We start from the raw sequence: 12,977 nt of genomic DNA, 5'->3' as shown, positions 1-12,977 counted from the left end.
TAGGTTAAAAATATTTTACTTTTTGGTTTTTAATTTTTCTCCCGATGGAGACTCTTCCTGGCATTATTGGCTGCAAATCTGGAAGGATGTATTTTTGATCACTGCATTGCTGTCTGGTAGCTCCTACTTCTATCAAGTATTCCAATATGTCATTCCTTAATCTTTTGTAATGAGGATCTTTATTGATGGCAGTGACATCTCTGGGTCTTTCAAAATCAATCCTGAATTCAGGGCCTAAAGTAGCCATGGGTCCGGGCGTAAGCGGAATTATTCTGTCTGCCATGATGATTCCTTCGTCGACGTCATTGGTGATCAAGATGGCGGTTTTCTTATCTTGGCTCCATATTTTGATGATTTCTTCTTGTAGAGTTCCCCGGGTCAGGGCATCGAGTGCAGAAAGCGGCTCATCCATTAATAGTATTTCTGGGTTCATGGCAAGGGCTCTGGCTACGGCTACCCTTTGTCGCATGCCACCAGATAGTTCCTTGGGTAGCTTGTGAGCGGCATGGCTCAGGTTGACCATCTCAATATATTTTCGGATATGGTTTTCCTTTTTGGAGTTGGAAAGTTGTGGAAATGCTTCATCAACGGCCAATTTTATATTCTTAAATACGGTTAGCCAAGGCAAAAGAGAGTAGTTTTGGAAAATAACTCCTCTGTCTGGACCAGGCCCAGTAACAGGTTTACCTTGAAGAAGTACCTCTCCCGTATCTGGTGATTCCAGTCCATTGATCATATTGATCAAGGTAGTTTTTCCACTACCGGAAAAGCCTACGATGGCAACAAATTCTCCTTCTTTAACAGCTAGGTTGATATCATCTAATACCGCTACTTTTGAAGTGCCAGTGCCATAGGATTTATATATGTTTTTTAATTCTAGAATAGGCATGGTATTAGGCTTTATTGAATGTCATGAAATTTTGCACGGTTAACATGATCCTGTCCAAGAGGAAACCGATGATGCCAATTACAAACATGGCAACAATGATTTTGGCATTGGAGTCGCTGGCACCATTTTGGAATTCTTCCCAAACAAAGGAGCCAAGACCAGGACTTTGGGCCAATAGCTCAATGGCGATCAGTACCATCCAGGCTACCGAAACGGTAATTCTCAGCCCTGTAAAAATCAAAGGGAAAGAAGCAGGCAGTATGATTTTAAATATTTGTTTGCCAATGCTTAATTTGAGGACTTTGGAGACATTCATATAATCTTTGTCTACATTGGCTACTCCCATGCTGGTGTTGACTAACGTCGCCCACATGGCACAGAGCCCCACACTGATAAATGATATGATAAAGGACTTGTCCATATTGGGATCCGTGATGACCGTTTTTACAATCATAAATACCAATAATAACCACACAACTGGAGATACAGGTTTGAGTATTTGAATTAGCCAGTTGAAAGAATTCCTAAGTACCTCACTTAAACCTATGATGATCCCAATAGGTACGGCTACAAAGAGGGCCAAGAGAAATCCTGCTGCTACAGTTTTTAGGCTAGTGCCTATTTGGTCCAAAAAGGATGGTCTGCCTGTATAGGTAATTGGCGCTAGCCCTTGTTTTTGACGTTCAGCATTGGTTTTGGACACCTTTTCCTCAAATTCGTCTTTCTTTTCTGCAATTTGCAAATGGTCCTTCCAAAGTGCCAAGTAGGCTTGGTAGACTTGTTTGGGAGAAGGGAGGGTATTGGGTTGGCAACTGATGTCTCCGGATGCAATACATTCGGCCATAGCTATAGCTGCTTCTTCTCCCTGTTCTGTTCTAGCTTTTTCTATCCTGGCATCAGCTTCTTTATTAAATAGTGCAGTGGCACCCAAATGCCAAAACAGAATAAAGATAAATATGGACGCCAAGGGGAATAGGCTCTTTTTGATGAAAATACTGAGGTTTTTTTTTGGCTCTTCTCCACTGATTGTTTTAAATAGCGGCTCCAAAAAGCCTAAGCCCATAAATCGCATGCTTTTAATGGTCTTGTCTTTCATGGCTTGATCGATTTTGGTTCTTTATGATTGGATTTTAGGACATAGCTATGCTGTCCTTTATAGATTATCACTTATTCAGGCGAGGTAATACAAGGAACTCATGGCTTGGTTAAAGCGATGCTAGTTCCTTGTATTGACAGAAAACATTAATGGTGTTGTCTAATTTTTATTTCCGATTTTAAAGCTGTTGATATAAGAGATGGGGTCTTTTCCATCGTATTCTATACCGTCGATAAAGTCAGCGGTTGGAGCTTTATAACCATCAGTGCTGGGAACTTCTTCTGCTGAAAGTTTGCCCTCTTCCATTAAAATATTTGCTGCTTGTTCCCAGATATCAGGGCGGTAAATATCTTTGATGGTATTATGGTACCATTCTGCAGGTTTACTTTCTGGAATTTGTCCCCATCTTCTCATTTGGGTTAGGAACCATATACCGTCAGAATAGAATGGATAAGTAGCATGGTATCTAAAGAAAACATTAAAGTCTGGCATAGCTCTTTTATCTCCTTTTTCAAATTCGAAGGTTCCGGTCATGGAATTGGCAATTACTACGGAGTCTGCCCCTACATATTCAGGCTGTGAAAGTATACCTACTGCTTTAGGTCTATTGCCAGGAGTGTCCAACCATTTTCCAGCTCTGATCAGGGCTTTAGTAACGGCAATGGCAGTATTTGGATTTTCATCCACAAACTTCTTGGTCATCACAAATACTTTTTCTGGATTGTTTTTCCAAACATCATAATTGGTGGTCACTGGAACTCCAATGCCTTTAAATACAGCCTGCTGGTTCCAAGGCTCACCCACGCAATATCCATAGATGGTACCGGCTTCTAGGGTTGCGGGCATTTGTGGTGGAGGAGTAACGGAGAGTAAAACATCTGCATCAACCTGTCCTTGAATATTATCAGCGGTATAGAATCCAGGATTGATGCCTGCAGCACCGAGCCAATACCTTATTTCATAATTATGGGTAGATACTGGAAATACCATTCCCATTTTAAAAGGCTTTCCGCTGTTTTTGTATTCAGTGATGACTGGTGCCAATGCATCCGCTTTAATAGGATGGACCGGCAATCCATTATCATTGGTAGGAACATTTGGTTTCATTTTGTTCCAAACTTCATTGGAGACAGTGATGCCATTTCCATTCAGGTCCATGGAAAATGGTGTAACCAATTCAGCCTGCCTACCAAATCCTGCTCCAGCAGCGATTGGCTGGCCTGCGAGCATATGAGAACCATCAAGTTGTCCATCTATTACCCTGTCCAACACATTTTTCCAGTTGGATTGGGCTTCAATGGTTACATAAAGTCCTTCATCTTCGAAGAAACCGAGCTCTTTGGCAATGGCCAATGGCGCCATGTCAGTTAGTTTAATGAATCCAAAGGTGAGTTGGGGCTTTTCAATGGCCAGTTTGGAAGTAGATGGTTTTTCTGTATCAAGGCTACTCTTTTGGTCCGTATTTTTGGAATTTCCACTACTGCAAGCAGTCCATACGGTAGATAGAGACAATAGGATTCCAAGGCAAGTTAGCAACTTGCTATTTTTTAGATAGTTCATGTCGATAATAAGGTTTGTTAGGAAATTATTTTGCTGAGGTAAATAGTGTAGGTTTGAAAGTAATCATAGTCCAGGCCCAGTTTTGGAGATGGCTTTTATCGCCACCTCGGAGGGATTCCATGGTATCAGTAGCAAACATCTGTGAGTAGCCCAGGTTCCAGGTTACTCCGCCCTTAAGTTTTAATGTGTATACAAGATCGATTTCGGTACCCATGCTTTTTTTCAATTCATCACCTGATTCGCCATATTGTGTAGATCCAGTCAAGAAATGGTGGGCATTAGCGGCTATATTTCCTTTACCCACCTGCCATTTGGTTTTCAAGTAGATATCGTTTACGCCAACTGAGCCATTGGCAGGTCCTACAAAGAAATAATCCATAAAACCATTAAAGGCATGGTTCGTTCCAAAGTCCGGATTAAATGCTTTATTCGTGTTATTGGTTGGGTCACCATCACCTGAAATATACTCTATTCCCAAGGTTAGGGGAGTCACAGAAGTCTGGAAGGTAGCATTTACGCCAGCAAGGAGGGCATTCACATTGTTTTTAGCTAGTTTTCCCGTTTGGTAATAAAAGTCCCCGGCCAATTTGATGGCTCCTATCTGAGTAGATGGAATGAATCCAAAAGTTTGTTTATTGGACATCGTTGTGTCTGCATTTTGGTATCCTGCATTCAAGGCAAGCAAGGAAAACGAGGTAGATTCATAATCTTTATGGAACCAGCCATATTGGAGAGTTTTATAGTTTCCCCCTACATTGTAAAATCCAGCTCCGGCTCCTTGTAGAAATCCTGGTTCAGGGACATCAGCATCCTGGTTATAGGCAAATCCCAGATGTAGTTTGGCATTTTTTTCCTTCTCTTCGTAGATGAAAAGTAGGGCATCATGTCTTCTTCCCTGTTGGGCCCATTCTAGTCCTCCTAAGAATCTTTGGTTGTCATAGGAAATAATTTGCCGTCCAACTTTTAGACTAAAGTTAGGATTGAAGAAGTATTGACCCCAAGCTTCACTAATAAATGTTTTGCCCAATTCTTCCTTAAATATTTGGGGGGATTCTCCCCAGATACGGATGTCTTGGAATGCCAATTTAAATTTGAAATCACTGTTTAAATAGTCAAGGTATAGTCTGGATCTTTGTTCTGTGAAGAATGCCGGATCTTTGGATTCATCTGTTAGTGTCTTAAAACCATTTCTAAATTCTGTTCTTGGTCTTACTTCAGCCGAGATAGTAAACTGGGCTTGAGCTTTATAGGCAGTTAGGCAGATTAAAAATGCTGACAAGTAAAATATTCTTCTCATGGTTAATTGATTAATGGTCTTTTTTGTTAATATTTTTAAGTATTAGTACTTAGTTTTACAAACTTAAGGGCTTGGCCTTAGGTTTTATATGGAATAATACAGCTATTATCCCTTTTTTTGACCATATAAAAACCTGTCAAATCGCAGGTTTTTAATATAAACCCTACCATGAAGGCTTTAGAAGTAGTTTAGCTGTCAAGAAAAAAGTTATGATCGGATATCTCTTTACTAAGTAAACTTACGTTTTTTATACCTAGTCTTTTCCCAGAAGAATAAATAAGTTCTTCTTTTTTAAGGGCTGAAAGGGTTCTGATCACCTGTTCATCAGTTGTTCCGGCAAAATCCGCAATATCTTTTCTTGAAAGTAATAAACTGAAGTAATTGCCTTCTTGTCCAAATTTTCTGTTAATATATAATAAAGCATCGATGACTTTTTCTCGAACAGTCATCTGAGCAAATTTTTTCACTTTTGTTTCACTTCGGTTAAGCTCTTCAGCATAAAAGGTCATCAAATTATAGGTTAAGGATGGAATTTGATGTAACATATTATTCATGGTTTCCATCGAAAAATTGCATAAATAGGTGTCCTCAAGCGTTTTCGCGCCAATATGGTAAAATTGACCTGCTCCAAATCCCCTATGGCCGATGATCTCCCCACTACTGGCAAACCGGACGATCTGTTCTTTTCCATTAAGTCCAGTTTTGGTCACCTTGACCTTGCCATGGTTTACAAAATACAGTCCGTGCACTGGCGCGCCTTCGATAATAAAGTCTTGGCCCTTTTTACAAAAAACACTGTTTTTCATGCCTAGATAATCTTTGATTTCATCTAGCTGGCAATTTTTTTTAATGATGCAATTGTCATTTGTGCATACCTGGCAATCTGAACAAAAACCTCCCATAATATTATTTTTTATACGTAAATATACGTAAACAATTTTAAGGGATCAATTACATGCCTTTCAATTAATTTCTGGGAATTACTTATTAATGAAGGAATTCTGGAAATTTTATACTAAAATTAGACACTGTAAATTGGGATAGTATTGGGCCAAGTCCACAGAATTCTTACTTATCCGTTCTTGTATGACTTATCCCTAAACATCATACTAATCAAATTACAAAAAACATTTTTGGAATTTACTGATAATTAGTCTTTTATGTGAAAATAAATTTTAAATACATTAAAAATTTAAGCAAAATACTTCTTAACTTAATACAAATTGGCTCATTGGCCAGAATACTGCGGAGATGTTTCTTTCAAGCAGATTTATTTAATAATCGTTTTAAATGTGTTGAAAAGCATTAAAATGTAATAATAGAACCTTTTTTTGTTTAGAATTCTGAGTTATCAATTGACGTTAATTTACTAATTTCAAATTACTAAACTGTCGGAATATGGAAGCATACGAGATTATTATCAGACCTGCCACATTAGAGGATATGCCTAAAATCCAGGAGTTGTATGTGCAAACCATACAAGATTCCTGCAAAGGGGATTATAGTGAAATGCAACTGGCAGCATGGATTTCATCTGTAGTCAATGAAGAAAGATGGTTAGGAGCGCTTTCGAATGAATTTTTTTTAGTTGCTGAGGATGATGATAAGATAATTGCTTTTGGAGGATTGGAGAATGGAAATTACTTGGATTTTATGTATGTCCATCATGCATACCAAAGAATCGGATTGGCTGAGCGACTTTTAAAAGCCTTGGAAGATGAAGCTTCCAGACAGGGTGCAAAAGAAATTACTACCGATGCAAGTAAGACATCCATTCCATTTTTTGAGAAAAAGGGATTTCACTATGTTAAGGAAAATAAAAAACATGTGAATGGATTGGAAATAGTTAATTACAGGATGAGTAAAGGTATTCATTGAGCTTCTTTATTAATTAGATTAATAAGTATTGTCAATTACTATTTTTAATCCTAAGTATAAAATTTTTATATGAAATTCTGTAATCGTGCCAGTTAAGATTAAATGAGGTTCTAAACGATTGTTTAAATTAAAACAACACCTGCTTCGGTCTTCAATCTTCAGTTCTACATTGCAGGTAGACAGGCTTCCGACCACTTCATCAAAGGATTTCAGGTTACTGGCATCATAGCGGATAATCAGAATTTATTATCATTGTCTGATGCTTTTTAGTCTTCAAGCATGATATAATTTTATGATCTTTCAGGAGGAATATGGGGAGTTAATTATCAGGAGGGGATTGATTTTCTAAATTATTTTTTATTTTACTAATAAACCCAATCCACCCTCAGATGAAATATTTAATAATTATTGCCATTTTTTCTTTTCAGTATGTAAGCTTTGGGCAATCTGGAAAGGAGAATTATTTAATTTATTGTTCTGGCTGTCACGGAGCCAGCATGAAGGGGACTAGTTCTACAACGAGTCTTTTGAAAGAAAATTGGACTGATGAATCTTCCAAAGAAAAACTTATAAAAACTATCAAAGAAGGAGTTCCTAATACGAAGATGCTTGCCTGGAATAATCAACTTAGCCCTTCAGATGTCAATGCTATTGCTGATTATATTATTGATTTTCAGGAAAATGAACATTTAAAATTAGAAGATCCAACTATTGAATACCTAAATTCAAGTGAATATAAATTGGAAGTAGTGGAATGGTGTTCTGAGGGGTTGGAAGTTCCTTGGGCGATAGAGTTTATAGATAGCCATAAAGCCTTGGTTTCTGAAAGAAATGGTAAACTGAAGTGGCTGATCGATGGGAAAGAAGATCCTTTGCCGATAGTAGGTCTTCCTAAACCTCATATAGGCAGTAGTACAGGTGGTTTTATGGATATCGCATTAGATCCTAATTATGATAAGAATGGTTGGGTTTATTTGGCATACAGTCAAACCAATGAGGATAATGAAGCAAAGGATGCCCTGGCATTGACTAAAATTATCCGTGGAAAAATCAAAGACCATCAATGGCAAAATGAAGAAACCTTATTTGAGGTAAGTGATGATTTAAAAGTAAGGAATGGCAATCGTTGGGGTTGTAGGTTTTTATTTGATAAAGAGGGTTATTTATTTTTTTCTATAGGAGATATGGCTAGGGCAGAGGATTCCCAAGACCCAAGTAAAGCCACCGGAAAAGTTTTTCGAATTTACCCTGATGGCAGCATTCCAGAAGATAACCCTTTTATAAATAAAGGGGGGGCACTTGCTGCTGTATATTCTTTGGGAAATAGAAATGTACAAGGTATAAGCATGCACCCAGAAACTGGTGAAATTTGGATGACCGAGCATGGACCAAAAGGGGGAGATGAATTGAATATACTAAAAAAAGGAGCTAATTATGGCTGGCCGGTAATTACTTATGGGGTAGATTATGACGGTTCCATTATTTCAGAGAAAACTCATCAAGAAGGCATGGAGCAGCCAATCACCTATTGGACTCCTTCCATAGCAGTGTGTCCAGCAGAATTTGTAGAGGGAGAATTATTTCCGGCTTGGAAAAACAATTTATTGGTGGGTGCCTTGGCATTCCAGGAAGTTAGAAGAATTGTAATTGACCAACATAATATAGTAAAGCAAGAATTACTCATTAAAGGAAAAGGAAGGGTGCGTGATCTTAAATTTGGTCCTGATGGGGCGCTTTATATTGTTACCAATGGACCGGATAAAATCCTCAGAGTGGTTCCGGTGCAAAATTAGTACTTGATAGCTTGTTTTTCCATTCAGCGCTTTATTTACCAATTCAATAGAAAGGTATAACTTTGAGTATTGCAAAGAGATTAATTGATGGAAAACCAAACGGTAAGGATAAATAAGTATTTAAGTGAGATAGGATATTGTTCCAGGAGGGCAGCGGATAAGCTATTGGAGCAGGGGAGGATTACCATTAATGGGAAGGTGCCGGAACTGGGGACCAAGATTACCCCTGGAGATGATGTGCGAGTGGATGGAGAATTGGTTTCCCCTCCCAAGGAAGATTTTATCTATTTAGCTTTTAATAAGCCTGTTGGCATTGTTTGCACCACGGATACCAAAAGGGAAAAGGATAATATCATTGATTATATCAATCATCCCAAAAGAATTTTTCCCATAGGTAGGTTGGACAAGCCCAGTGAGGGTTTGATTTTTTTGACCAATGATGGAGATATTGTCAATAAAATCCTGCGGGCAAAAAATAACCATGAAAAGGAATATGTTGTGACAGTGGATAAGCCGATTACGCCACGTTTTATCCAAAGAATGTCCAACGGCATCCCAATTTTGGGGACCATGACCAAAAAGTGCAAGGTGGAGCAAATTGGTAGGCACAAATTCAAGATTGTACTTACTCAAGGGCTTAACAGGCAAATCCGTAGGATGTGTGCATATCTGGATTATGAGGTAACCAAACTGAAGCGCATCAGGATCATGAATATAGGATTGGATGTCCCCGTGGGCAAGTGGCGGTATCTTACTGCAGAGGAATTGGCAGAAATCAATCAGTTGACAGCGGATTCTAGTAAGACTTTTGACGGATGATTTTTTCAGTCAATGAGGAATAAAAAATATGGAAAAAATCCGGACACTTTTTGAGCAACAGGTATCCATGAGCGATCATGATTGGGAATCCTTTTCATCCAAACTTGTTAAAGCAACATATACCTCAAAGGGGAAAATCCTAAACTTGGGCGAGGTGGAAAATTATTTATCCTTTATTGTTTCAGGAATCATTCGTTATTATGTCCCCGGAGAAGAGCAAGATCTTACTTTTGGCTTTTCATTCGAAAATGAATTTGCCAGTGCCTATGACTCCTTTTTGACGAGAAATCCAAGTAGTTATGTCTTGGAAGCTTTGGGGTCCGTGCAGCTTTGGAGGATATCCTATGAGGACCTTCAAACCGTGTATCAAGAATCAACTGTTGGTAATATTATTGGCAGGAATGCAGCTGAGGGGCTTTTCCTAAAAAAATCTAAAAGAGAACTGTCGTTATTGAAGGATAGTGCAGAAGAAAGATATTTGAAAATTTTTTCTGAAAGGCCAGAGGTGATTCGGGAAATTCCACTAAAATATATCGCGAGTTATATAGGGATTACTCCGCAAGCATTAAGCAGGATAAGAAAACGTATAAGTTGAATTTTGCTAATCTATAAAATTAGTCTTTCACTAAATTAAGACTTAGGGTACCATATTGACCGTTTGGTTCATTGGCGTTGATTTGGTATGTATATTGACCATTACTAAGTGGTGTCTCACCGACATAATCAATGGGCTGAATGGTGTAAGTATTACCCTCTATTTCAAGTTCGACAAATGCATATCGGTAAGCTTGTTCAAACACTTTGTATTCTGAAGTAGTCTGGGCATCCAGATCGTCAAACATTACTCCTCCTGTGGAGGTATTCACGTTGATGTTTTTATAATCATAGTTACTGATATTGGACAGTCTGATATAGACGGCATTGGGATTCATATCATCCCCAGAGCAAGCAATAGCAGTCAATAAAACTAAGAGAAAGAGCAATAACTTTTTCATTTCTTAAGCAATGTGATGATAGATTATAAACAATTTAGCCAGAATGGATAATTCCTACAAACCGTTTGAATTCCAAAATGCTATTATCAATTTTTATTAACCTAGGTTCATTGTGCTTTAATGGAAAAGGTTGAAAATTTGCCATGAATCAGTTTATAAGACTATGCTTCCATTTTATGTTTTATTAATCAGTTTTTTGTTGAGTGCTGGAATAATGTTTATGAAAAGAAAAAGCATTAACGGGGCTTTTGCAGGAAGAATAGCCCTATCTATTATGCTTGTCTTTACCGCAATGGGGCATTTTATGTTTTCTGTGGGGATGAGTAAAATGCTACCTGGATTTATTCCTGCTAAGGAAGCGGTAATTTACTTCACCGGTCTGATAGAAATTGCAACTGCTGTAGGTATTCATTTCAACCGGTTCCGAAAACTTACGGGAATACTATTGATTGTATTTTTTATAATGATCCTGCCAGCCAATATAAAAGCAAGTTTAGAAAACCTCAATTACCAAACAGGCAATTATGATGGTCCGGGATTATCTTATTTGTGGTTCAGAATTCCTTTCCAACTGTTACTGATAGCTTGGACTTTTTGGTTTGTAGTTAGAGGGAAATGAAAGTTTTTAGGATGGGATCTTTCAGCAAAGCATTAAAAAGCCTCGCCAATTCTAAAATAAATTCCCCAGTCATCCTTACCTACAGCTGCATCCAAACCAATATTGAATTTAACGTCCTTGAAGGCCCTGTATCGGTAACCTATGCCCCCTCCTGGATAGATATTCCAGTCAAAATCAGGATTGTCAGAACCATAAATGGTGGCCAGTCCTGCAAAGCCTACTAGGCCCATTTTCGGATGAAAATTATAGCGATATTCGCCCTGAAAGGCAATCAATCCATCGCCGCGATATTTGCCTTCGGAATAGCCCCTGATGTCTTTTCCTCCTAGGACTTCCTGCTGTTCAAAGACAATATCTCCCAAGCCGAAATTTCCAGCATACCTGGCCGCGAACACGTCTTCACCCTCTCTTGCCGAAAAATATTGGTTATATTCTGTTTTAATTTTGTTAGATGTGAAGTCATTGCCAAACCATTCAGGTAAGTTGACCCATTTTACCCTAACTTGATTTCCTTTATTGGGATAATAAACATCATTTCTGGTATCAATGGATATATTGTATTCCAGTGCATTGGTAGAGGTGGTTTCATTGGGTAGAACTTCATCTTCATACACGGTATAATAATGAGAGTAAGTATAGTTAAGTCCGAAAAAAATATTGTTAAGCAATCTGCGCTTTATCCCTGCAGTAACAATGGTGGTATTGGAATTATAATCATAAAAACTACCATTTTGAAAATCATCCATAAAGAACTGTGAAGTATGGTTGCCTGTCAAGCCAAAAAATATGATTCTCCATTTATCTTCTTTTAAGAAAAGCCTGTTGAATACAGAAACAAAATGGGATCCATTGGTGGTATACACGCCTGCAGCGCCTGAAAGAGATTTTGGCGAGATACTATCCTGCTTGTCCAGTTTGTACATCAGCATGGGAATAGCGCCAAACATAAATTTCAAATTTCTATTATAGCTAAAAAAAGGCATCACCTTGAATTGAGTTGCGTTTTCTTCCTTTAATAAGGATTTATTGAGGCTGTCTTTTTTTACTTCTTGGGCAAATAGTAGACTTGATGAAAAAATGAGTATCGTAATTATTAGTAAAGTTCTCTTCATTTGATGGACCATTAAGAATAATGAAATTGCTTCAATAATATATATAATTGTTTATATAAATAATAATTAAAGAGAGGGCTATTATCTGTAATATAAATTATAAGAGATTTCTTATGGTAATATTTTAACCCTTGACGGTAATCCTCAGACAAGCCTATTGCCTAATTCAGGTTTAAACTTAACGGTCCTTATGGGAGGCTTTTGTCTGGAATGCTTAATTTTAAGCCTATGAATCAAAATCTAACAGAAGACGAATGGAGGGCTATTGGTCAGCAGCTTGCCCATCCTAAAGGAGAAGAAGGACTGACTGTAGCTGAAAATATGCAAGCCTCTAATATCTTGATGGTTGAAAAAGCTGTGGAGATGCTTCATTTGGCTGGAGATGAAAAAGTATTGGAAATTGGACATGGGCCAGCTCAGCATGTTTATGAGTTGTTAGAAGTCATTGAAGGTTTGGAATATCATGGATTGGAGATTTCAGATTTGATGCATAAGCTGGCAAAAAAAGTGAATGAGCCTGAGGTAAAATCCGGAAAGGCGAAATTTCATTTGTATGAGGGAAGAAAACTACCTTTTGTTACGGCCAGCTTTGATAAGGTGATGACGGTAAATACAATTTACTTTTGGGAGGATCCCAAGGAAATGGCAAATGAGGTTTTTAGGGTACTGAGAGAAGGAGGTAATTTCAGTTTGGCCTTCGCGCAGAGAAGTTTTTTGGAAAAGCTACCTTTTACCAAATTCAACTTTAAGTTTTATGATGATGAAATGGTTGAGGAGCTGATGTATGATGCTGGATTTAAGATAATCGAACAGGTAGATGTAAGAGAGAAGTTAAAAAGTGACCCATTGGGAGAATTGGAAAGAGAATTTACGGTCATGCGCTTCATTAAGTGAGGATATTTAGCGAAATTAGGTAGAG

At 38.0% G+C, this 12,977-nt stretch carries 13 protein-coding genes; 6 read left to right on the top strand and 7 right to left on the bottom strand.

The window, feature by feature from the left end:
* Nucleotides 1–4 precede the first annotated feature (4 nt).
* From H7U17_RS13120 to H7U17_RS13100, 5 genes are all read right to left on the bottom strand, one after another.
* Nucleotides 5–889, bottom strand: a complete 885-nt coding sequence (locus H7U17_RS13120) for an ABC transporter ATP-binding protein (protein WP_186757191.1) — start codon at nt 887–889, stop codon at nt 5–7.
* A gap of 4 nt (nt 890–893) precedes the next feature.
* Nucleotides 894–1,985, bottom strand: coding sequence for an ABC transporter permease (locus tag H7U17_RS13115; protein WP_186757190.1), 1,092 nt, complete (start codon nt 1,983–1,985; stop codon nt 894–896).
* Nucleotides 1,986–2,144: 159 nt separating this feature from the next.
* The gene (locus H7U17_RS13110; protein ID WP_186757189.1) at nt 2,145–3,545 is read right to left on the bottom strand and encodes a CmpA/NrtA family ABC transporter substrate-binding protein; all 1,401 of its coding nucleotides are present in this window, start codon (nt 3,543–3,545) and stop codon (nt 2,145–2,147) included.
* Nucleotides 3,546–3,570: 25 nt separating this feature from the next.
* Nucleotides 3,571–4,842 (bottom strand): alginate export family protein, encoded by a 1,272-nt coding sequence (locus H7U17_RS13105; RefSeq protein ID WP_186757188.1) that lies wholly within the window; start codon nt 4,840–4,842, stop codon nt 3,571–3,573.
* Between the two features lie 188 nt (nt 4,843–5,030).
* On the bottom strand, nt 5,031–5,648 hold the full coding sequence (locus H7U17_RS13100) for a Crp/Fnr family transcriptional regulator (RefSeq protein WP_230981412.1): 618 nt from the start codon (nt 5,646–5,648) through the stop codon (nt 5,031–5,033).
* Between the two features lie 592 nt (nt 5,649–6,240).
* Here H7U17_RS13100 and H7U17_RS13095 point away from each other — a divergent pair.
* The 4 genes from H7U17_RS13095 to H7U17_RS13080 all read left to right on the top strand — a co-directional run bounded on the left by H7U17_RS13095 (nt 6,241) and on the right by H7U17_RS13080 (nt 9,927).
* Entirely contained in the window at nt 6,241–6,720 is a 480-nt protein-coding gene (locus H7U17_RS13095; protein WP_186757186.1) for a GNAT family N-acetyltransferase, read from the top strand.
* A 389-nt stretch (nt 6,721–7,109) separates the two neighbouring features.
* On the top strand, nt 7,110–8,513 hold the full coding sequence (locus H7U17_RS13090) for a PQQ-dependent sugar dehydrogenase (protein ID WP_186757185.1): 1,404 nt from the start codon (nt 7,110–7,112) through the stop codon (nt 8,511–8,513).
* Nucleotides 8,514–8,600: 87 nt separating this feature from the next.
* Entirely contained in the window at nt 8,601–9,332 is a 732-nt protein-coding gene (gene rluF / locus H7U17_RS13085; RefSeq protein WP_186757184.1) for a 23S rRNA pseudouridine(2604) synthase RluF, read from the top strand.
* Nucleotides 9,333–9,360: 28 nt separating this feature from the next.
* Nucleotides 9,361–9,927: a Crp/Fnr family transcriptional regulator gene (locus H7U17_RS13080; protein ID WP_186757183.1), complete on the top strand. Its 567-nt coding sequence runs from the start codon at nt 9,361–9,363 to the stop codon at nt 9,925–9,927.
* A gap of 19 nt (nt 9,928–9,946) precedes the next feature.
* On the opposite strand, the gene H7U17_RS13075 is transcribed toward H7U17_RS13080, so the two are convergent.
* Entirely contained in the window at nt 9,947–10,327 is a 381-nt protein-coding gene (locus tag H7U17_RS13075; protein WP_186757182.1) for a hypothetical protein, read from the bottom strand.
* Between the two features lie 220 nt (nt 10,328–10,547).
* Here H7U17_RS13075 and H7U17_RS13070 point away from each other — a divergent pair, with 220 nt between their 5' ends.
* Nucleotides 10,548–10,946 (top strand): DoxX family protein, encoded by a 399-nt coding sequence (locus H7U17_RS13070; RefSeq protein ID WP_230981411.1) that lies wholly within the window; start codon nt 10,548–10,550, stop codon nt 10,944–10,946.
* A gap of 32 nt (nt 10,947–10,978) precedes the next feature.
* Here H7U17_RS13070 and H7U17_RS13065 read toward each other — a convergent pair whose 3' ends face one another.
* Complete coding sequence (locus tag H7U17_RS13065; protein ID WP_186757180.1) at nt 10,979–12,058, bottom strand: BamA/TamA family outer membrane protein; 1,080 nt, start codon at nt 12,056–12,058, stop codon at nt 10,979–10,981.
* A 228-nt stretch (nt 12,059–12,286) separates the two neighbouring features.
* Between H7U17_RS13065 and H7U17_RS13060 the strand changes: the two genes are divergently transcribed.
* Nucleotides 12,287–12,952 (top strand): class I SAM-dependent methyltransferase, encoded by a 666-nt coding sequence (locus tag H7U17_RS13060; RefSeq protein ID WP_186757179.1) that lies wholly within the window; start codon nt 12,287–12,289, stop codon nt 12,950–12,952.
* The last annotated feature ends 25 nt before the right edge of the window (nt 12,953–12,977 follow it).

Origin of the sequence: Echinicola salinicaeni, assembly GCF_014280965.1 — a bacterium.
Lineage (GTDB): Bacteria > Bacteroidota > Bacteroidia > Cytophagales > Cyclobacteriaceae > Echinicola > Echinicola salinicaeni.
Note: the sequence above shows the minus strand (reverse complement) of the source record. Positions and strands in the feature narration are given on the sequence as shown.

Excerpts from the sequence above, each read along its gene's own strand:
- H7U17_RS13090 (WP_186757185.1), top strand. The coding sequence starts at position 7,110 with ATGAAATATTTAATAATTATTGCCATTTTTTCTTTTCAGTATGTAAGC.
- H7U17_RS13115 (WP_186757190.1), bottom strand. The coding sequence starts at position 1,985 with ATGAAAGACAAGACCATTAAAAGCATGCGATTTATGGGCTTAGGCTTT.
- H7U17_RS13080 (WP_186757183.1), top strand. The coding sequence starts at position 9,361 with ATGGAAAAAATCCGGACACTTTTTGAGCAACAGGTATCCATGAGCGAT.
- H7U17_RS13075 (WP_186757182.1), bottom strand. The coding sequence starts at position 10,327 with ATGAAAAAGTTATTGCTCTTTCTCTTAGTTTTATTGACTGCTATTGCT.
- H7U17_RS13060 (WP_186757179.1), top strand. The coding sequence starts at position 12,287 with ATGAATCAAAATCTAACAGAAGACGAATGGAGGGCTATTGGTCAGCAG.
- rluF (WP_186757184.1), top strand. The coding sequence starts at position 8,601 with ATGGAAAACCAAACGGTAAGGATAAATAAGTATTTAAGTGAGATAGGA.
- H7U17_RS13105 (WP_186757188.1), bottom strand. The coding sequence starts at position 4,842 with ATGAGAAGAATATTTTACTTGTCAGCATTTTTAATCTGCCTAACTGCC.
- H7U17_RS13110 (WP_186757189.1), bottom strand. The coding sequence starts at position 3,545 with ATGAACTATCTAAAAAATAGCAAGTTGCTAACTTGCCTTGGAATCCTA.
- H7U17_RS13070 (WP_230981411.1), top strand. The coding sequence starts at position 10,548 with ATGAAAAGAAAAAGCATTAACGGGGCTTTTGCAGGAAGAATAGCCCTA.
- H7U17_RS13120 (WP_186757191.1), bottom strand. The coding sequence starts at position 889 with ATGCCTATTCTAGAATTAAAAAACATATATAAATCCTATGGCACTGGC.
- H7U17_RS13100 (WP_230981412.1), bottom strand. The coding sequence starts at position 5,648 with ATGAAAAACAGTGTTTTTTGTAAAAAGGGCCAAGACTTTATTATCGAA.
- H7U17_RS13065 (WP_186757180.1), bottom strand. The coding sequence starts at position 12,058 with ATGAAGAGAACTTTACTAATAATTACGATACTCATTTTTTCATCAAGT.
- H7U17_RS13095 (WP_186757186.1), top strand. The coding sequence starts at position 6,241 with ATGGAAGCATACGAGATTATTATCAGACCTGCCACATTAGAGGATATG.